The sequence below is a fragment of the Amaricoccus sp. genome (genome assembly GCF_036846665.1).
Classification (GTDB): Bacteria; Pseudomonadota; Alphaproteobacteria; order Rhodobacterales; family Rhodobacteraceae; genus Amaricoccus.
Map to the genome: position 1 here is coordinate 1 of NZ_DAIUBO010000050.1, position 19,964 is coordinate 19,964.

Below are 19,964 nucleotides of genomic sequence, written 5' to 3' on the forward strand. Positions count from 1 at the left end.
CAATTCTCAACCCCGGATTCCAGTGACCCCTGGATGAACGAAAGGGGTCACGTCACGACCCTTCGATCCCCCGATGGATTTCGGCGACACGCTTGGGACACATGCCTCCGGGCGATCCGTCAGGCACTCGCCTCGCTCGACCCCTTCATCTTCCGCCGGATGACGCCGAAGAGCGGCAGGAGGATCAGGATGATCGCGATCACCGTGATCGTGCCCGCGATCGGCCGCGTGAAGAAGATCGACGGATCGCCGGAGGACAGGAGCAGCGACTGGCGCAGCGTGGGCTCGGCGATCGGGCCGAGCACGATGGCGAGCACGGCCGGGGCCAGCGGGTAGTCGAACTTGCGCAGGAAGAACGCGCTCAGCCCGAAGATCAGCATCAGCCAGACGTCGTGCATGTCGTTGGTGGCCGCATAGCCGCCGACCACCGAGAGCACGAAGATCATCGGTGCGAGGATGGTGAAGGGCATGCGCAGCATCCAGATGAAGAGCGGGATGAAGCTGAGGTTGATGACGAGCGCGAAGAAGTTCGACACGTAGAACGAGCCGATCAGCCCCCAGACGAATTCGGGCTGGTCGGTGAAGAGCCGCGGGCCGGGGGTCAGGCCCCAGATCACCATGCCGCCGAGCAGGATCGCCGTGGTGGGCGAGCCGGGAATGCCCAGGGTCAGCATGGGCAGCATCGAGCCGGTGGAGGCGGAATTGTTGGCCGCTTCCGGCGCCGCGACGCCGTCGGGGTTGCCCCTTCCGTAGGAATCCGGGTCGCGGCCGGTCATCTTGGCCACGCCATAGGCCATCAGCGACCCGGGCGTCGCGCCGGCGGCGGGAAGGATGCCGACGAAGAAGCCGAGGCCCGAGCCGATCGACATGCCCTTCCAGGCCTTGGCGAAGCATTCCCGCGTGTCCGCGACGATGCCGGCGAAGGTCATCCGCGCCTCGGTGCTGGTGATCTTTCCGCGCGTGGTGTCGAGCGTCCAGAGCATCTCGCCGATGCCGTAGACGCCGATGGCGAGCACCAGGAAGTTGATCCCGTGCAGGAAGCCGGAGATGCCGAAGAAGACCAGCCGCGGCGCGCCGGAGATCTGGTCGAAGCCGACCGAGGCGAAGACCAGGCCGAGGCAGATCGACAGCACGGTCTTGGGGATGTCGTCGCCGCCGAGGCCGACGAAGGTGGCGAAGGCGAGCAGCATCAGCGCGAAGATCTCCGGCGGCCCGAAGCTGAGCGCGACATGCGCGAGCGGCGGCGCGAAGGCGGTGAAGAGGATGATGGAGACCGTCCCGCCGACGAAGGAGGCGATCGCGGCGGTCACCAGCGCGAGGCTGGCGCGGCCCTTGAGCGCCAGCGGCCGCCCGTCGAAGGTCGTGGCGACCGCCGTAGAGGCGCCCGGGATGCCGAGGGTGATCGAGCTGATCGCGCCGCCGTACATCGCCCCGTAATAGATCGCCGCGAGGAAGATGATCGCCGAGGCCGGCGGCACCAGGAAGGTGATCGGCAAAAGGATCGCCACGCCGTTCACCGAACCGAGCCCGGGCATCGCGCCGATGAAGAGGCCCAGCGTCACGCCGACCACGATCAGCGCGATGTTCATCGGCTGGATCGCGAGAAACAGGCCGTGGCTGAGAAGTTCCAGAATTTCCATGGTTCAGGACTCCACTCTCGGGTCCGCGGACCGACCGCTGCTCGGGGTCAGTAGATGATGTCGTAGAGCACGTTGAAGACCGGGTCGGTGAAGCTCATCCCCTTGGGCAGGGTGATCCGCATCAGCGCCTCGAAGAAGAAGAAGAACACGATCGGCGTCGCGATCGAGATGGTCAGTGCCAGCCAGAGCGCGTGGCGTCCGAGGAACCAGAGGTAGTAGAACAGGAACAGCGCCATGGCGCCGTAGATCGAGATGACGTCGATCAGCGCCACGAAGACGAAGATGCCGCCGCCGACCTGCAGCAGCATCCTGCGGCCGTCGGCGTCGAGCACCGGCTCGGTGGAGCGGGAAGGCGGAGAGGTCCGCCTTGCCCAGTTGAAGGCGATCACGATCGTGCAGACGAGCATGATGGCCGAGAGCCAGAACGGCCAGGCTCCGCCTCCCGGACCTTTGCCTGCGACATAGCCGATGTTCAGATCGGTACTCTTCCACATCATGTAGATGGACAGGGCGGCCAGGACAGCGGCCGTGACGATTTCGCCAAGTCTCATTCTGGCCTCCCAGAAGTACTTCTGAAAATCGGTTCCGGAGATCTACTCTTCCATGTTGGCGAGCAGTTCCTTGTGTCGCTCGACCTGGAGCTTCCAGTATTCCGCCTGCTCGTCGGGCGCCATCCAGAGCGGCGACAGGCTCTCGGAAGCCATGTAGCCCTGCCATTCCTCGGAATCGTAGATCGTCTTGAAGAGGGTCTGGTAGTATTCGGCCGCCTCCGCGGACTGGCCCGGAGCGCCGACCACGGCGCGCTGGTTGTAGTAGCTGAAGTCCTGGCCCTTCTCCTTGACGGTCGGCACGTCCGGGAAGGCCGGAAGCCGCTCGTCGGAGAAGGCGACCAGCGGCACCACGTCGCCGGCCTCGTAGAAGCCCTTGGCCTCGGCGGGGTTGTTGACGCTGGCCATGATCTGCTGGCCGGCCAGATCCTTCGCGACCGCCCCGCCGCCGTCATAGGGGATGTATTTGATGTCGAGCCCGTAGGCGTCCCTGAGGAAGGTGATGACGAGCGAATCCTCCTGGCCGGTGCCGGTGCCGCCCATGACGTATTCGCCATTGGCCGCCTTCACGGTCTCCAGCCATTGCTCGAAGGTGGTGATGCCGCTGTCCTTGTGGACCCAGAGCACGAAGGGATCGACGCCCATCATCGCCACCGGCGTGAAGGTCGTGATGTCGACGCCGAGATCGGGCTGGCGCAGCGGCGTGGTGAAGAACGAGTTCAGCGTGACCAGGATCGTGTGGTCGGGATCGTTCGTGGTGTTGAGCGCGATCAGCGCCTCGGCGCCCGATCCGCCGCCCTTGTTGTTGGGCACCAGCGGCCGGCTGGTGAGATCATTCTTCTCGGTGACCGATTGCAGGAATCGGGCGATCTGATCCGCGCCGCCGCCGGCGCCGGCCATGATCACGAAGTCGACCGGCTTGGTCGGCTCCCAGGCCGATGCCGGCGTCACCGCCATCACGCCCAGCGCGACGGCGCCGGCCATGCCGGCCAGGATGTTGAAGTGCTTTGCCATTTGGTCCTCCCGTTTGGCTCTCTTGTGCTCGCGAGTTGTCTCTCGCCTTGCCTTCGGCCGTTCGTTCCGCGGCCTGAAACCTTCCGTCTTCCGTTCCCTCGTTCCGCGCCCTTTCAGTGGTTGAAGATGACGGGCGTGGTGGCGGTATCGACCACCGTCTGGGTATTGCCCCCGAAGACGGTCTCGCGCTCGTGGCTGTCGCCATAGGCGCCCATCACCAGCATGTCCGCGCCGGCCGCGGCGCTGGCCTTCAGCAGTTCGCGGCCGGTCTTGCCGCGCGGGTCGAATTTCACGATCGTGGCGGCGATGCCGTGCAGGCGCAGGAAATCGACCAGATCCTCGGCCGAGGTTCCCGGACCGGAATCCGATCCGCTGGACAGGATCGAGACCGCGTCGGCGGTCCGCAGCACGCTGATGCATTGCGACAGCGCCCGCGCCGCCTCCGCGCTGCCGTTCCAGGCGAGCGAGACATGCGCCCCGAGCGTCGCGGGCGGCGTCTCCGCATGCGGGCACATCAAGACCGGCCGCCCCGAGTGGAAGAGTGCTGCCTTGAGCGTATTGTGGCCGAGGTTGCGGTCCCGGTCGGGCTTGGCCACCGCGATCAGATCCGCCAGCCGGCCGCGGCGCTTGATGACGTCCACCTGGCGGCCGGCTTCGGCGAGAAACGCCACCGTCGCCGTCCGGCCGATGTTGTCGCCGGAATGGTCGAGCCTGAGCTTCTCCGCGAGCACCAGCACCTCCTCGCGCATCCCCTCCTCTTCCTGGTCGGCGACCTGGTAGGATTGCCGCACGATCTGATTGCGCAGGAATTCCGGGATATGGACGCCATAGGGCATCAGATCCTCGGGGCGCGGCCGGCAATGCGCCACCGTGACATGGGCATCGTAGCGGTGCGCCAGCACCGCTGCGTGGGCAAGGACGTTGTCGCCCTTGCCGTCGCCTCGAACCGGAACCAGGATCGTGCGGATCACAGGCGGTTTCCTCCTAGAACAGGCCGTCGATGAGGCCGTCCTCGTTGATGCGGATGGTCTCCGCCGAGGGTTTGCGCGGCAGGCCGGGCATGGTCATGATCTCGCCGCAGATCACCACCACGAAGCCCGCCCCCGCCGACAGCCGGACCTCGCGCACCGGCAGCGAATGGCCGCGCGGCGCGCCGCGGCGATTGGGGTCGGTGGTGAAGGAATACTGCGTCTTGGCCATGCAGACCGGCAGGTGGCCGTAGCCGTCCGCTTCCCATTGCTTGAGCTGGTCGCGGATCTTCTTGTCGGCCAGCACCTCGTCGGCGCGGTAGATCCGCTTGGCGATGGTCTCGATCTTCTCGAAGAGGCTCATGTCGTCGGGATAGAGCGGCGCGAACTGCGCCGACCGGCCCTCGACGAGCGAGACGACCTTGCGCGCCAGATCCTCGATGCCGGCCGACCCCTTGGCCCAGTGCCTGCAGAGGACCGCCTCCGAGCCCTGGCTCGCCACGTAATCCTTGATCGCCTGGATCTCGGCCTCGGTGTCGGTGACGAAGTGGTTGATCCCCACCACCGCGGGCACGCCGAAGCCCTTCACGTTCTCGATGTGCTGGCCGAGGTTGGCGCAGCCCTTCTTCACCGCCTCGACGTTCTCGGTGCCGAGATCCTCCTTCTTGACGCCGCCGTTCATCTTCATCGCCCGCACCGTGGCGACGATCACCACCGCCTCGGGCTTCAGCCCCGCCTTGCGGCACTTGATGTCGAAGAACTTCTCCGCGCCGAGATCGGCGCCGAAGCCGGCCTCGGTCACGACGTAGTCGGCGAGCTTCAGCGCCGTGGTGGTGGCGACCACCGAGTTGCAGCCATGGGCGATGTTGGCGAAGGGGCCGCCGTGCACGAAGGCCGGATTGTTCTCGAGCGTCTGCACCAGGTTCGGCTGCATCGCCTGGGCGAGCAGCACCGTCATGGCGCCGTCGGCCTTGAGGTCGCGGGCGTAGACCGGCGTGCGGTCGCGGCGATAGGCGACGATGATGTCGCCGAGGCGCTTCTCCAGATCCTTGAGATCCCGCGCGAGGCAGAGGATCGCCATGACCTCGGAGGCCACGGTGATGTCGAAGCCGGTCTCGCGCGGGAAGCCGTTGGCCACGCCCCCGAGGTTGCAGACGATCTGGCGCAGGGCGCGATCGTTCATGTCCATCACGCGGCGGTAGGGGATGCGGCGGATGTCAATGTCGAGCTCGTTGCCCCAGTAGATGTGGTTGTCGAGCATCGCGGCGAGCAGGTTGTGGGCCGAGGTGATCGCGTGGAAGTCGCCGGTGAAATGGAGGTTCATGTCCTCCATGGGCACCACCTGGGACATGCCGCCGCCCGCCGCGCCGCCCTTCATGCCGAAGTTCGGCCCGAGCGAGGCCTCGCGGATGCAGATCGCGGCCTTCTTGCCGATGGCATTCAGCCCGTCGCCGAGGCCGACCGTGGTCGTGGTCTTGCCCTCGCCGGCCGGGGTCGGGTTGATCGCCGTCACCAGCACCAGATGCCCGTCCGGCCGATCCGCCAGCGACTTGATGAATTCTTCCGAGACCTTGGCCTTGTCGTGGCCGAAGGGCAGGAGATGCTCGTTCGGGATGTCGAGCCTGGCACCGATCTCCTGGATCGGCTTCTTCCTGGCCTTGCGGGCGATCTCGATGTCGGACATTCTTATGCTTCCTTGTGGTAAATCTGTAGTCAGTTGCCGAGGCTCTGGTTCGGTTCGAGCTGCACCAAGGCCGCCCATTCGGTTGCGCTCATCTTCGCCCCGCCCGGGGGGCGGACTCGCTTCATCAGGATGCGGCCGCCGACACATTGCACGGCGACGCCGTCCTCCGAGATCCCCATCACCCGTGCCGAGATGCCGTCCCCCGGCACGCGGGCGCAGTCGAAGACGTCGATCTCCGCATCGCCGAGCGTGGTCCAGGCGCCGGGCGCCGGATTGGCGCCGCGGATCAGGTCGTAGACCTGCTTGACGGGCTTGTTCCAGTCGATCCGGGTGTGCCGGCGGGTGCAGCGGCGCTCGTAGGTGGCGCGGGCCTCGTCCTGTTCCCGGTGCGGGGGGCTGCCGGAGCGGTAGAGGTCGACCACCCTCAGCACAGAATCGACCGCCGAGGGGTAGATCTTCTTGAAATAGAGGTCGATCACCGTGTCGTCGGGCGCGATCTCGCATTCCCAGTCGAGCAGGACGTCGCCCTCGTCGAGCCCGTCGGAAGGATAGAACCAGCAATAGCCCGATTTCGTGCTGCCCATGATTATCGGCCAGTTCACCGCCGACGGGCCGCGATGCAGCGGCAGGAGCGAGGGATGGAAGCAGATCGAGCCCTGGCTGGGCGCGTCGCGCGCCGCCTCCGGCACGAAGACATTGACGAAGGCCATGATCATCAGGTCGGCCTCGAAGGCCGCGAGCTCGTCGATCGTCGCCTGCTCCTTGAAATGGGTCGGCTGCAGCACCGGCAGCCCCTTCCCGAGCGCGAAATCCTTGATCGGATCGGCCGGCCGGCCTTCCCGGTCGGGCTCGCAATAGACGGCGACCACCTCGTCGGTGCCGGCTTCCAGGAGCCTCGCCAGCACATCCTTGCCGAACGCCTGCTGCCCCATCACGATCAAACGCATCCGCTTTCCCCTTCTTGCGATCGCCCGGTCTCGCGCCGGGCCGCCGCTCCCCCGCCCCTAATCCGCCCCGACCGTCTTCGGCTCGCCCACCGCCCCGGAGCGGTACACCCGGTCCACCTCCTCGGGCGAATAGCCGAGCACCTCCGCGAGGATCTGCGCCGTGTGTTCGCCCAGCAGCGGCGAGCGCGTCACGTCCACGGGGCTGTCGGACATCTTGATCGGGCAGCCGACGCTGAGATACGGGCCGCGCTCGGGATGCTCGACCTCGACGATGGTGCCGGTGGCGCGAAGCCCCTCGTCCTCGGCGATCTCCTTCATGCTCAGGATCGGGCCGACGGGGATGTCGAGGGGATTGCAGATGTCCATGACCTCGAACTTGGTCTTGGTCATCGTCCAGTCCTCGATCGCGCCGAAGATCTGGTTCAGCCGCGGCAGGCGCGCCTTGAGGGTGGCGAAATCGGGGTCGGTCTTCCACTCGGGCTTGCCGATCACGTCGCAGACCTTCTCCCAGACCGCGGCCTGGGTGATGAAATAGGTATAGGCGTTCGGGTCGGTCTCCCAGCCCTTGCAGCGCAGGATCCGCCCCGGCTGGCCGCCGCCGGAATCGTTGCCGGCGCGCGGGGTCGCCTCGCCGAAGGGGATGCCCTCGCCGAACTGCGAATATTCGGTGAGCGGTCCGGCCTCCAGGCGCTGCTGGTCGCGCAGCTTGACCCGGCAGAGGTTGATCACCCCGTCCTGCATGGGGGCCAGCACCTTCTGGCCGCGCCCGGAGCGCTCGCGCTGGTAGAGCGCTGCGACGATGCCGAGCGCCAGATGCAGCCCGGTGCCGGAATCGCCGATCTGCGCCCCGGTGACGAGCGGCGGGCCGTCGAGAAATCCGGTGGTCGAGGCCGAGCCGCCGGCGCATTGCGCCACGTTCTCATAGACCTTGCAATCCTGGTACTTGCCCGGGCCGAAGCCCTTGACCGAGGCGACGATGATGCGCGGATTGATCTTCTGGATCGTCTCCCAGGAGAAGCCCATGCGGTCGAGCGCGCCGGGCGCGAAATTCTCCACCAGCACGTCGCAGGTCTCGATCAGCCGGGTGAGCACCTCTTTGCCGGTCTCGTTCTTGGAGTTGATCTCGATCGAGCGCTTGTTGTGGTTGAGCATGGTGAAATAGAGGCTGTCGGCCCCGGGCTTGTCGACGAGCTGCTTTCGGGTCGCGTCGCCGACGCCCGGCCGCTCGACCTTGAACACGTCGGCGCCGAGCCAGGCCAGCAGCTGCGTGCAGGTCGGGCCCGACTGCACATGGGTGAAATCGAGAACCTTGATGCCGTCCAGAGCTTTCATGTCGTGCTCCCTTCGATGCTTGATGGAATGAAGCAGGTGCCAATCATTTCCTGGAAACGACGCTCTGCGGGTTGAGATTGCCGATGCGGCCGCTCTCGGTGCCGGCGGCGGGATCGATCACGGCGTTGATCAGGGTCGGCCGGCCGGAATCCATCGCCTCGTTCACGGCGCGGCGAAGCTCGTCGGGCGAGGTGGCGTTGACGCCGACGCCGCCGAAGGCCTCCATCATCCGGTCGTAGCGCGCGCCCGGGACGAAGACCGTGGTCGCCGCATCGGGGCCGCCCGAGGGATTGACGTCGGTGCCGCGGTAGATGCCGCCGTTGTTGAACACCACGACGCAGACCGGCAGGCGGTAGCGGCAGATCGTCTCGACCTCCATGCCCGAGAAGCCGAAGGCGCTGTCGCCTTCGACCGCCAGCACCGGCTGGCCGGTCTCGATCGCGGCGGCGATGGCGGTGCCCATGCCGACGCCCATCACCCCCCAGGTGCCGACGTCGAGGCGCTTCCGGGGCCGGTACATGTCGATGATCGAGCGGGCGAAATCGAGCGTGTTGGCGCCTTCGTTGACGAGAATCGCCTCGGGCCGTTCCTTGATGATCGTGCGCAGCGCGCCCAGCGCCCCGTGGAAGTCCATCGGCACGTTGTTGTTCTGGAGCCGCGGCGCCATCCTGGCGACATTGGCCTCGCATTTCGCGCGGATCGCCTCGGTCCATTCCGCCGGCGGCCTGGCCCAGCCATCGCCCATCGCGTCGAGCAGCGCCGAGAGGCAGGAGGCGATGTCCCCGACCAGCGGGCCGGCGACGGGCAGGTTGCTATCCATCTCCTTCGGGTCGATGTCGATCTGGACGAAGGTCTTCGAGCCGGGCGCGCCCCATTGCTTGCCCTTGCCGTGCGACAGCAGCCAGTTCAGCCTGGCGCCGATCAGCATCACGGTGTCCGCTTCCTTCAGGGCCAGCGACCGCGCCGCGCCGGCGTATTGCGGATGCGTGTCCGGCAGGAGGCCCTTGGCCATGCTCATCGCGATATAGGGGATACCGGTCTTCTCGACGAAGCCGCGCACCAGATCGTCGGCCTGGGCATAGGCCGCGCCCTTGCCGAGGATGATCAGGGGCTTCCTGGCCTTGCCGAGGATGTCGAGCGCCCGCTGGACCGCCGCGGGTGCGGGGAATTGCGCCGGCGCCGGATCGACCACCTCGACGAGCGAGGCGGCGCCCTCGGCGGCATCGATCGCCTGGCCGAGCAGCTTGGCGGGGAGGTCCAGATAGACGCCGCCCGGACGGCCGGAGAGCGCGGCGCGGATCGCCCGCGCCACGGCGATTCCGATGTCCTCGGCGTGCAGCACCCGGTACGCGGCCTTGCAGAGCGGCCTGGCGACGGCGAGCTGGTCCAGCTCCTCGTAGTCGCCCTGCTGGAGATCGACGACCTCACGCTCGGACGAGCCGCTGATCAGGATCATCGGCCAGCAGTTCGTCGTCGCATGGGCGAGCGCGGTCAGCCCGTTCAGGAAACCCGGCGCGGAGACCGTGAGGCAGACCCCGGGCCGCCTGGTGAGGTAGCCCGCGATGGCGGCGGCATTCCCGGCGTTCTGCTCGTGCCGGAAAGAGATGACCCGCATCCCCTCCGCCTGCGCCATGCGGCCCAGGTCGGTGATCGGGATCCCCGGCACGCCGTAGATCGTGGTGATGCCGTTGAGCTTCAGCGCATCGATCACCAGGTGGAATCCGTCGGTCAGCTGGCCGGCCTCCGGTGCGGTTTCTTCGGTCGAGGGTGCGGTGCCGAACGGCGCCATGTCAGTTCTCCTTGCTGCGGCCCGGGCGATTGCCGGCGTGCGCCGGACGATCCGCTCCGGCCGCCGTGGCCCTTTGCTCTCGTGTTCCGTGCACCGAGGCCGCCATTCAGAGGGAGTCCGCCGTCGACTGGTTGATGCCCTCGAAGCGGGTCCAGGTGCGCCGGACATGATCGTGTAGCCGCATAGTGTGCTCGCGGACCAGACGCGACGCGCGGTCGGCGTCGCGTCGCTCCAGGGCTTCGATGATTTCCATGTGATCGACCACCGAGCGGCTGGCGCGATTGCCCTCGCCCATCGCCCGCCGCCGGACCGCATGCATATGCGCAAAGAGCGTATCGGCCGTGGTCTTGAGCAGCTTGCAGCCCGAGAGTTCGAGAATCCGCTGGTGAAACCGGATGTTGGCGTCGGAATATTCCTCGAGCTCCGCCCGTTCGGCATCGGCGCTGTGCTTGACCGCGAACCTTCGGAGCTGCCGGAAATCCGCGTCGCTCGCCGCCTGGGTCGCCATCCGCGCCGCCATGCTCTCCAGCGCCGCCCAGGTCACCACCATCTCGAGAATCTCGTCGCGGGACTTGCGCTGGACGAAGACGCCCTTGCGCGGGAGAATCACGACGAGGCCCTCCTGCGCCAGCCGGGCCAGCGCCTCGCGAATCGGCGTGCGGGAGACCGCGAGCTGCTCGGCGAGCTTCCTCTCGTCCAGCCGGAGGTCGACGCCCGGCTGATAGATGTTCATCTTCAGGATGGCTTCGCGCAGGACCCCATAGATGTGGTCCTTCAGAGAGAAATTCTCCGAGATCGGACTGAGCGCATCCGTCAAGGACATCGGGCTTCCCCTCCCCACCGCCCGCAGGATGGCGGACGGGTCGGCATCTGGTGTGCCGTAATCTGGCATACCATAAACCCGAAACGGCCCCGGTCAACCGGATTCTTCGGCGATGCGCGTTCCGGCCGGTTGACCTGAGTGGCCGTCCGGGTGCACCGATACCGCATTCGTCCGTGCCGATAACCGTGCGGCACCGCTGCGGGAAAGGAGAGGCGCCCCTTGCTGATCAGAGCCAAGGATTCGGTCCTCGTCGTCATCGACGTCCAGGAGCGGCTGGTTCCCGCCGTGCAGGCGCCGGCGCGGACCCTGCGCAATACGCAGACCCTGCTCGCGGCCGCCAGGGAATGCTCGGTCCCGGTCATCCTGACCGAGCAATATCCCGAGGGCCTGGGATCCACCGTGCCCGAGATCGCCGCAGCCGCAGCCGGCGCGGCGATCATCCCCAAGATGCATTTCTCCTGCATGGAGGAGGAGGGCTTTGCCGAAGCCTTCCGGGCGCTCGGGCGCAAGCAGGCGGTGCTGGGCGGCATGGAGGCGCATATCTGCGTGGTGCAGACCGCCGCCAGCCTGCTCGAGGAAGGCTACGACGTCTTCGTGGTGTCGGATGCGACCGCCTCCCGCACATTGGAGAGCGAACGGGCCTGTCTCGCCCGCATGACCGCCTCGGGCGCCCATGTTGTGACGACGGAGATGGTCGTGTTCGAATGGCTGGGAAAGGCGGGAACGCCGGCCTTCAAGCGGCTTCTGCCCGCCATCCGGTAATCGCCGGACCGCGGGCGGGCGCGGCGCAGATGGGACAGGGCAGAGAGGAGGGAGATTCGGGAATGGGCAGCAGGTTATTCGATCTCCAAGGGCGCAGGGCGCTCGTCACCGGCTCCTCCCGCGGGCTCGGGCGGGCCATGGCCGAGGGGCTGGCCGAGGCCGGCGCGCGGGTCGTGCTGAACGGGGTGAATGCCGCCCGTCTCGCCGAGGCCGGCGAAGCGTTTCGCGCCGCGGGCCACGATGCCGAGGTGGCGGCCTTCGACGTCTGCGACGAGGCCGCCGTCCGCGCCGCCTTCGAGCGCTTCGACGCCGAGGGCCGCGCCATCGACATTCTCGTCAACAACGCCGGCATCCAGTTCCGCAAGCCCTTGGTCGAACTCGGGACCGAGGACTGGCGCCGGGTGATCGACACCAACCTGACCAGCGCCTTCGTGGTCGGGCGGGAAGCGGCGAAGCGGATGATCGCGCGCGGCGCGGGCAAGATCATCAACATCGGCTCGCTGACCAGCGACCTCGCCCGCGCCACGGTCACGCCCTATACGGTGGCGAAGGGCGGCATCAAGATGCTGACCAAGGGCATGGCCGCCGAATGGGGGCCGATGAACATCCAGGCCAATGCGATCGGGCCGGGCTACATGCTGACCGACATGAACGAGGCGCTGGTGAACGACCCGGCCTTCGACGCCTGGGTCAAGGGGCGCACGCCGGCGCGGCGCTGGGGGCGGCCGGAGGAACTGGTCGGGGCGGCGGTCTTTCTCGCCTCCGCCGCATCGGATTACGTCAACGGGCAGATCATCTATGTCGATGGCGGCATGAGCTCGGTGCTCTGAAGGGGAGGCAAGGACATGTATTCGATCGTCGCCCACGGGCCGCGCGACCTGCGGCTGGACGAGGGCGCAACGCCGGAAGCGCCGGGTCCGGGCGAGGTCGCCGTCGCGCTTCGCATCGGCGGGATCTGCGGCTCCGACCTGCATTATTTCAACCACGGCGGCTTCGGCACCGTGCGCCTGCGGGAGCCGATGGTGCTCGGCCACGAGGTCGCCGGGACGATCGCAGCGCTCGGCGAGGGCGTCAGCGGGCTCGCGCTCGGCCAGACGGTGGCGGTCAATCCCTCGCGGCCCTGCGGCGCCTGCGCCAATTGCCGGCGGGGGCGGGCCAACCTCTGCACCGACATGCGCTTCAACGGCAGCGCCATGCGGTTTCCCCATGTCCAGGGCCTGTTCCGCGAAAGCGTCGTCGTGCCGGCCGCCCAGGCGGTGCCGGTCGAGGCGAGCCCCGACCTCGCCGCGCTCTGCGAGCCTTTTGCGGTCTGCCTGCATGCGGCGGCGCGGGCGGGATCGCTGCTCGGCGCCCGGGTGCTCGTCTCCGGCAGCGGCCCGATCGGATGCCTGACCGTGCTCGCGGCGCGGCTGGCGGGCGCCGCGGAGATCGTGGTGACCGACATCGCCGAGCCGCCGCTGGCGGTCGCGCGCGCGCTCGGGGCCACGGCGACGGTCGATGTCGCCGCATCGCCGGACGGGCTCGACGGGCGCGTCTTCGACGCCGCCTTCGAATGCTCCGGCAACGGCCAGGCGCTCCTCGCCGCGCTGAAGGTCCTGCGCGCCGGCGGGCGGCTGGTGCTGGTCGGGCTCGGCGGCGAGGTGACGCTGCCCATCGCCGGCCTGGTGCCGAGCGAGACCGAGATCGTCGGCAGCTTCCGCTTCGACGGGGAATTCGCCATGGCAGCCGACCTGATCTCGCGCGGGCGCGTCGATCCCTCGCCGCTGATCACCCATACCCTGCCGATGCGGCGGGCAGAGGAGGCCTTCGTGCTGGCCTCCGACCGCGCGGCGGCGATGAAGGTCCAGATCGCGCTGGGCGCCTGAGGCCGCCGGGGCGTCCCGCGGGCAGCGGGGCGCCCGCGGCTCAGCGCAGGCGATCGAGCAGGGGCGCGCCGCGGGCGAGGCGGTTCACGTTCTCGGCCATGGCGGCGCGGCGGCGATCGATGGTGCCTTGCGTCCAGCCCGACATGTGCGGGGTCATCACCAGGTTCGGCAATTCGTGGAACGGCAGGGCGGACGGCAGGGGCGCGGGGGTCGCGCCGTCGGGATAGACGTACCAGGTGTCGATGACCGCGCCGGCGATGCGCCCGTCGCGGAGCGCGTCGTAGAGCGCCCGCTCGTCGATCACCGGCCCGCGCCCGACGTTCATGACGATGGCCCGGGAGGGCAGTGCGGCGAGGACCTCGGCACCGATCAGGCCGCGGGTCCCTCCGGTCAGGGGCAGCGTGTTCAGCAGCACATCGAGGCCGGCGGCCATCTCGGCCAGGCGGTCCAGCGGCCAGGCCCGGGCCGGGCTTGCGGCCGCGACCGGCGAGCGGTTGGCCACCTCGACGCGCATCCCGAAGGCCGCGGCGCGGGCGGCGACCGCCCGGCCGATATGGCCGAAGCCGAGGATCCCGAGGGTCTCGCCCCCGATCTCGCCGCGAAGCCCGGCCGGGTTGCCGGCCCAGTGGTGCCAGTCGCCGCGGCGGAGCTGCCGGTCCGCCGCGGCGAGCGGCACGTGTCGCGCCAGCAGCGCCGCGATGACGTATTCGGCGATAGCGGGCTCGTGCCCGTAGACGTTGCAGAGCGCGCAGCCGGCGGGGAGCAGCGCGGTGTCCACGGCATCGGTGCCGGCGCCGGCGACCTGGAAGAGCCGCGCCGAGAGCCGGGGCTGCGCCTCGCTGAGCCGGATGCCGATCACGACCTCGGCCGCGGCATAGGCCTCGGTCTCGCCGGGGGCGTCGAGGCCGTCCGAGAGCAGGGCGATCTCGTGCGGCACATCCAGCAGATCGGCGAAGCCCGGCGCGAAGCTCGCCGCATTGCTCCCGTGGAACACGATCCGCATGGTCACTCCGTCGCTGGGACGCCGCCGGTTCCGAGGCTCCGGAGCGTGATGGCCTTCAGTTTCTCATCCCCTTGGCGGCGGCGCCCCGCTCGTCCTCGATGATCGGGCGGATGTCGTCGGCCAAGCGTCCGAGATGGGTCTCGAGGGCGGCGCGCACGGCGGCGACGTCGCGGACCATGAGCGCTGCGACGATCGCGTCGTGATCGGCGCGGGCGCGGGAGCGGTTGCGCCATTGCCGGGCGGCGAGGTAGCGGGCGCGCCAGAGCCGGGAGAGGAAGGCGTGATGCGTCTCGGCGAGGGAGTCGTTGTGCGACGCATCGGCGATGGCGGTGTGGAAGGCCATGTCCACCTCGAAGAGATCGAGCGAATCGCCCGTCTCGTAGAGATCCGTCATCTGGTCGCTGAGGTCGCGGATCCGGGCGAGATCGTCTTCCGTCGCGCGGCTGCATGCGAGCTCCGCCGAGAGCACCTCGAGGGTCCGCAGGACCAGGAGCTGGTCGGAGAGTTCCTGGAACGTGGGATCCGCGACCCGGGGACTCCGCGACGGCGCGAGGACGATCAGCCCTTCGGTGGCCAGGATGCGGATCGCCTCGCGCATGGGTGTCCGGCTGACCCCCAGCCCTTCGGCATTGTCGCGTTCCTTGACCTTCGCGCCGGGGAGCAGCTCCCCGCGCAGGATGTCGCGTCGAAGCCGAGCGGCGATCTCCGTTGCCAGGTTCGCATCCACCATCGGGGCGGCTCCTCGGGCGCGCGATCGGCGCCCCACCATTTGGTATACCAAAATTGATTGATTGTCGACCCGGGATTCGGTAGCGTCGCGCCGGAAGTGACCTGTCCGCCGCGGCCTCGGCACGCGACGGCCAATGGCCGAAGGGCCGTAAAGGGAGGAAAATAACGATGAAGTTCAACGCCTTGCTCGCCTCATCGGCGGTTCTGGCGCTCACCGCCATGCCGTCGCTGGCCCAGGAAACACACCTGCGGATCCAGACGCATTACGGGCCGGAGACGATCTCGGGCAAGAACGCGGCGCAGTTCGTCGACGACGTCCAGACCATGTCGAACGGCGAGATCACCATCGAGATGTTCTACTCCTCCTCCGTGGTCGCCTCGGTCGAGACCTTCGACGCGGCGGCCAACGGAATCCTCGACTGCGACATGACCGGCGGCGCCTATCAGACCGGCAAGGATCCGGCCTTCCAGTTCGTCGGCGACATCATGGGCGGCTACGACACCCCGTTCCAGCAGCTCGGCTGGCTCTATGCCGGCGGCGGCATGGAGGTCGCGCAGAAGCTCTACAACAAGTACGGCATGGAGCTGATCGGCTGGTGGGTCGTCGGACAGGAAGCGCTGGCCTCGACCAAGCCGATCGGGGGCGTTGCCGACATCCAGGAATGGAAGTTCCGCTCGCCTCCGGGCATGGAGACCAAGATCTTCGAGAAGCTCGGCGCCAAGCCGATCGTGATGGATTTCACCGAGGTCTTCACGGCGCTCGAATCCGGCATCATCGACGGCGCCGATGCCTCGATCCTCGCCAACAACCAGGGCATGGGCCTCTACGACATCGCCCGGAACGCCACCTACCCCGGCTTCCACTCGATGCCCTCGGACCATCTCGCCTGCAACAAGGCGGTCTGGGACGCGATGCCCGAGAACCACCAGCGCATCATCAAGGTCGCGATGGAGAAGCTGGGCCTGGAGCAGGCGCTGACCTCGGCCAAGGCGAACGCCGAGGCGGCGACCGCGCTGAAGGAAGCCGGCGTGAACCTCTGGGACTGGTCGCCGGAGGACCGTGCGGCCTTCCGCGCCGCGGCGATCGAGACCTGGCCCGAATTCGCCACCACGCCGGAGGCGATGGAACTGGTGGAAAGCCACACCGCCTATCTGAAATCGATCGGAATCATCCCCGAGTGATCGCGGTGCCGCCGATCACGGCTTGAGGCAGCGGGCGGGCCGTCGCGGCCCGCCCCTTTCTTGTCCTTCGAAATTCGGACGCACCGAGGGGAGTGGGCTGATGGAGACTCAGAGCCTCTGGCTGGGAGCGCTGCGGCGTCCCATGCGTGTCTTGATGATCGTGCTGGTCGCCGCCCTCGTCCTGGTGTGGCTGTGGCTCGCGATCGGGAGCCTGTTCCTGGGCAGCGGCATCGACATGTCCGCGATCCTCAGGCCCGGCGACAACGTCCTGGTCAAGCTGATGCTCTGGCTGCTGCTCGCCGTGAGCCTCGTCGCCAGCGTCTATCTCTCCGACACCAAAGGCGCGATCGAGGTCGTGCCCACGGGTCCCATCGACATCCTGTCGCTGATCCTCAGCCGGCTCGCGATGATCGCGATCGTCGTCATCGTCGGCGTCATGTTCTACGAGGTCGTCGCGCGCTATCTCTTCGCCAAGCCCACGCTCTGGGCCAACGAGCTGTCGCTCTGGCTCGCCGGCTTCGTCTTCCTGCTCGCCGGGCTCTACTCGATGCAGCAGCGCAGCCATATCCGCATCTACACCATCTACGACATGATGCCGCGCTGGGCGCAGAAGGCCGCCGACACGTTCACCGTCGTGCTGATCTGGGCCTTCTTCATCGCGCTGCTCTGGGGCGGCTACGACGAGGTCCGCGACAAGCTCCTGAGGATGGAGACCTTCGGCACCGCCTGGGATCCGCCCATCCCCTCCACGATCAAGGCCGGCATCGTCCTGATCATCGGGCTGGTCGCGCTGCAGGCGCTGTCGAACCTGATCGCCGACTGGAACAAGGCGGCCGAACTGCACACCGCCGCGGACGAGATCGACGAGCACGAGATCGCAAATCTCAAGAAGGCGCTGGGGGCCGACGACAATGGTTGATATCGGAACCCTCAGCCTGATCCTGCTGATCGCGATGTTCGTGCTGCTCGCGATCGGCATGCCGCTGGGCTTCGCATCGGCCATTCTCGCCGTGGCCACGCTGGTGATGAAGTTCGGCCCGGATCTGCTCTTCGGGGACTTCGGGCGCGGCCCGCTGAACGTGCTCGGCCAGGCGATCTATCGGCAGATGACCAATTACGTGCTCATCTCGATTCCGATGTTCATATTCATGGCCGCATTGCTGGAGCGATCCGGCATCGCGCGGGACATGTATTCCTCGCTCAACCTCTGGCTCAGCCGCACGCGCGGCGGCATCGCGCTGGTCACCTCGATCATGGCGGTGATCATGGCCGCGATGTCGGGGATCATCGGCGGCGAGGTGGTGCTTCTCGGCCTGATCGCCCTGCCGCAGATGCTGCGGCTCGGCTACAACCGGAAGTTCGCCGTCGGCACCATCTGCGCCTCGGGCAGCCTCGGCACCATGATCCCGCCCTCGATCGTCCTGATCTTCTACGGGCTGATCACCGAGACCTCTATCCAGGCCCTCTTCACCGCCGCCTTCCTGCCCGGCCTGATGCTGGCCTCGTTCTATGTCATTTACATCGTGATCCGCTCCAACCTCTACCCGGACCAGGCGCCCCTGCCGGCACCGCGGCCGGAGGACCCCTCCACGGGCGAGAAGAGCCTGCTCTTCCTCGACTTCCTGACGATCATCGTCGCCATAGGCGCCGCGGCGCTGCTGCTGCGGAACCTGTTCATGACGGTGACCGGGCAGAACCGGGTCCTGGAGAACGTCGATCCGATCCCGCTCGGCATGGTCTCGGACCTGCCGTGGATCGCCGGGACCCTGGCGCTTGCGCTGGTGCTTATGCTCTTCGTCTTCGGGCGCAGCCGGACCGCGGAAGCCTGGAGCATCGGCAAGGGTCTCGTCGCGCCGCTGGTCGTGATCGGCGTGGTGCTGGGCTCGATCTACGGCGGCATCACCGGCATCACCGAGGCGGCCGGCATGGGCGTGGTCGCGGTCTTCGTGATCTCGCTCTTGCGGCGCGAAATGACGCTCGAGATCATCTGGGACAGCCTGATCCGGACCCTGAAATCCACCGGCACGATCATCTGGGTGACGATCGGCGCCGCGGCGCTGGCGGCGGCCTATACGCTCGCGGGCGGGCCGACCTATGTCGCCAATGCCATCATCGGCATGGAGCTTCCGGCGATGGGGATCATCTTCGTGATGATGCTGATCTTCCTGGTCATGGGGATGTTCATGGACTGGGTTGGCATCGTGCTCCTGATCATGCCGGTGTTCCTGCCGATCGTGATGAAGCTGCCGCCGGAGCAGATCGGCTGGCTCGGGCATCTCCCGCCCGACAAGGTGGCGATCTGGTTCGGCGTGACCTTCTGCATGAACATGCAGGTCAGCTTCCTCTCGCCCCCCTTCGGCCCGGCGGCCTTCTACCTGAAGTCGGTGGCGCCCGACGACATCTCGCTCACGGACATCTTCGCCGGGTTCATCCCCTTCATCTGCATCCAGCTTCTGGCGCTGGCGGTCCTGCTGATCTACCCGCCCATCGTGACCGTGTTCCTGTAGCCCGGGCGGCAGGTCGGCCCTCCCGGCCGACTTGGGCCTATTCGGCGAGGAATTCCTCGATCAGGCCCGAGCACCGGTCCCAGGCCGGATCGGTTGCGGGAAGGATGTGATTGGTCGTGTCGAGGACCGCGAAGCGCGCCCCGGGGATGCCCGCCGCGAGCTCCTGCCCCTGGTCGAAGGGCACGCCCGCGTCGTGCCGCGAATGGATGACCAGCGTCGGCACCGTCACCTTCCCGAGCAGGTCCCGGATATCGACATCGCCATGGGCTTCGAGGATAGCCGCCGCGTTCTCGGCGGAGGTCGTCTTGCGCTGCAGGTCGGAGAACCAGTGCTGGCTCTCCGCCGGAGCGTCGGGCATGTAGAGGGCGGTGAAGAGCTGCCGCACCGCGGGATTGGTCCCGCCCCAGCCGACGCGGATCATCTCGATCGCGGCGTGCCGCAGCACGGAGCCGTCCGGATTGTCCCGGCGCTTCCAGCCGCGGGCATAGCCGCCGAGCAGCACGAGCCGGGTGACCCTTTCGGGATGCCGCACCGCGTAATGGATGGCCTTCGCGCAACCCTGGGACAGCCCCATCATCGCGAAGCGCTTGAATCCGGCGTGATCCACCACGGTTTCGAGATCCTCGATCTGGCGCTCGATACTGAAGTCGGTCACGTCCCATGCGGAGAGCCCCATGCCCCTGCCGTCGTAGCGCAGCAGGGTGTGCCGGCGCGCCAGCGCCCCGAACATGTGACGCCAGACCGGGCTTTCCCAATCGAAATCCAGGTGATGGAGCCAGTTCGCCGCCTTCACGAGCGGGGGGCCGGAGCCTGCCGTGGCATAGGCGATACGGGTGCCGTCGGGGCTGCGGCAATAGCGGATCTCCTGCCGGAGCGGGGCATCGGCGCCGGGTGCGCCGCCCGCCCGCGGGGCCTCCGAGGCGGTTTCCACGAGCGCGCCGACGAAGCGGAAGCCGCGCCCGTGCACGGTCCGAAGGTAGCGCTGTTCGTGGCCGTCGTCGCCGAGCGCCCGCCGCGCCGCGCTGACGGCGCTCGAGATGGCCGCGTCGGAGATGATGCGGCCCTGCCAGACCGCCTCGACCAATTCGTCCTTCGAGACCACGCGGTCCCGTGCGCCGATCAGGTGCAGGATGAGGTCGAGAACCTTCGGCTCGATCCGGACAGGCGTGCC

Annotated in this window: 18 protein-coding genes; 6 read left to right on the top strand and 12 right to left on the bottom strand. The window is 67.7% G+C overall.

The features are described 5' to 3' along the window. Positions 1-119: 119 nt before the first annotated feature. From V7050_RS06945 to V7050_RS06985, 9 genes are all read right to left on the bottom strand, one after another. Positions 120-1,640, bottom strand: coding sequence for a tripartite tricarboxylate transporter permease (locus V7050_RS06945; protein ID WP_324366408.1), 1,521 nt, complete (start codon positions 1,638-1,640; stop codon positions 120-122). A 47-nt stretch (positions 1,641-1,687) separates the two neighbouring features. Then, entirely contained in the window at positions 1,688-2,191 is a 504-nt protein-coding gene (locus V7050_RS06950) for a tripartite tricarboxylate transporter TctB family protein (protein ID WP_324366406.1), read from the bottom strand. 42 nt (positions 2,192-2,233) lie between these two features. After that, entirely contained in the window at positions 2,234-3,202 is a 969-nt protein-coding gene (locus V7050_RS06955) for a Bug family tripartite tricarboxylate transporter substrate binding protein (RefSeq protein ID WP_324366404.1), read from the bottom strand. A gap of 113 nt (positions 3,203-3,315) precedes the next feature. Beyond that, positions 3,316-4,173 carry a universal stress protein gene (locus tag V7050_RS06960; RefSeq protein ID WP_324366402.1) on the bottom strand — a complete coding sequence of 286 codons (858 nt, stop codon included), beginning with the start codon at positions 4,171-4,173 and terminating at the stop codon, positions 3,316-3,318. 13 nt (positions 4,174-4,186) lie between these two features. Beyond that, a complete protein-coding gene (locus V7050_RS06965) occupies positions 4,187-5,854 on the bottom strand; it encodes a formate--tetrahydrofolate ligase (RefSeq protein WP_324366400.1) in 1,668 nt (555 codons plus the stop codon). A gap of 29 nt (positions 5,855-5,883) precedes the next feature. After that, positions 5,884-6,801 (bottom strand): methionyl-tRNA formyltransferase, encoded by a 918-nt coding sequence (locus tag V7050_RS06970; RefSeq protein ID WP_324366398.1) that lies wholly within the window; start codon positions 6,799-6,801, stop codon positions 5,884-5,886. Positions 6,802-6,858: 57 nt separating this feature from the next. Beyond that, entirely contained in the window at positions 6,859-8,133 is a 1,275-nt protein-coding gene (gene frc / locus V7050_RS06975; RefSeq protein ID WP_324366396.1) for a formyl-CoA transferase, read from the bottom strand. A gap of 43 nt (positions 8,134-8,176) precedes the next feature. Further along, the gene (gene oxc / locus V7050_RS06980) at positions 8,177-9,922 is read right to left on the bottom strand and encodes an oxalyl-CoA decarboxylase (protein WP_324366393.1); all 1,746 of its coding nucleotides are present in this window, start codon (positions 9,920-9,922) and stop codon (positions 8,177-8,179) included. A 106-nt stretch (positions 9,923-10,028) separates the two neighbouring features. After that, the gene (locus V7050_RS06985; protein ID WP_324366391.1) at positions 10,029-10,745 is read right to left on the bottom strand and encodes a GntR family transcriptional regulator; all 717 of its coding nucleotides are present in this window, start codon (positions 10,743-10,745) and stop codon (positions 10,029-10,031) included. 219 nt (positions 10,746-10,964) lie between these two features. Here V7050_RS06985 and V7050_RS06990 point away from each other — a divergent pair, with 219 nt between their 5' ends. The 3 genes from V7050_RS06990 to V7050_RS07000 all read left to right on the top strand — a co-directional run bounded on the left by V7050_RS06990 (position 10,965) and on the right by V7050_RS07000 (position 13,372). Continuing rightward, entirely contained in the window at positions 10,965-11,507 is a 543-nt protein-coding gene (locus tag V7050_RS06990; RefSeq protein ID WP_324366389.1) for a hydrolase, read from the top strand. A 62-nt stretch (positions 11,508-11,569) separates the two neighbouring features. After that, entirely contained in the window at positions 11,570-12,337 is a 768-nt protein-coding gene (locus tag V7050_RS06995; RefSeq protein WP_324366387.1) for an SDR family oxidoreductase, read from the top strand. Positions 12,338-12,352: 15 nt separating this feature from the next. Continuing rightward, the gene (locus tag V7050_RS07000) at positions 12,353-13,372 is read left to right on the top strand and encodes an L-idonate 5-dehydrogenase (RefSeq protein ID WP_324366385.1); all 1,020 of its coding nucleotides are present in this window, start codon (positions 12,353-12,355) and stop codon (positions 13,370-13,372) included. A gap of 40 nt (positions 13,373-13,412) precedes the next feature. Here V7050_RS07000 and V7050_RS07005 read toward each other — a convergent pair whose 3' ends face one another. Together V7050_RS07005 and V7050_RS07010 are read right to left on the bottom strand one after the other, a co-directional pair. Continuing rightward, on the bottom strand, positions 13,413-14,375 hold the full coding sequence (locus tag V7050_RS07005) for a 2-hydroxyacid dehydrogenase (protein WP_324366383.1): 963 nt from the start codon (positions 14,373-14,375) through the stop codon (positions 13,413-13,415). A gap of 55 nt (positions 14,376-14,430) precedes the next feature. Beyond that, positions 14,431-15,105: a GntR family transcriptional regulator gene (locus V7050_RS07010; protein WP_324366381.1), complete on the bottom strand. Its 675-nt coding sequence runs from the start codon at positions 15,103-15,105 to the stop codon at positions 14,431-14,433. 167 nt (positions 15,106-15,272) lie between these two features. On the opposite strand from V7050_RS07010, the gene V7050_RS07015 reads away from it, so the two are divergent. The 3 genes from V7050_RS07015 to V7050_RS07025 all read left to right on the top strand — a co-directional run bounded on the left by V7050_RS07015 (position 15,273) and on the right by V7050_RS07025 (position 18,793). Then, on the top strand, positions 15,273-16,286 hold the full coding sequence (locus tag V7050_RS07015; protein ID WP_324366379.1) for a TRAP transporter substrate-binding protein: 1,014 nt from the start codon (positions 15,273-15,275) through the stop codon (positions 16,284-16,286). 100 nt (positions 16,287-16,386) lie between these two features. Continuing rightward, the gene (locus tag V7050_RS07020; RefSeq protein ID WP_324366378.1) at positions 16,387-17,205 is read left to right on the top strand and encodes a TRAP transporter small permease subunit; all 819 of its coding nucleotides are present in this window, start codon (positions 16,387-16,389) and stop codon (positions 17,203-17,205) included. After that, positions 17,198-18,793, top strand: a complete 1,596-nt coding sequence (locus tag V7050_RS07025; protein ID WP_324366376.1) for a TRAP transporter large permease — start codon at positions 17,198-17,200, stop codon at positions 18,791-18,793. The genes V7050_RS07020 and V7050_RS07025 overlap by 8 nt, the downstream gene beginning before the upstream one ends. 37 nt (positions 18,794-18,830) lie before the next feature. Here V7050_RS07025 and V7050_RS07030 read toward each other — a convergent pair. Then, positions 18,831-19,964: alpha/beta fold hydrolase (locus tag V7050_RS07030; protein ID WP_324366374.1), on the bottom strand; the 1,134-nt coding region annotated here is incomplete at its 5' end.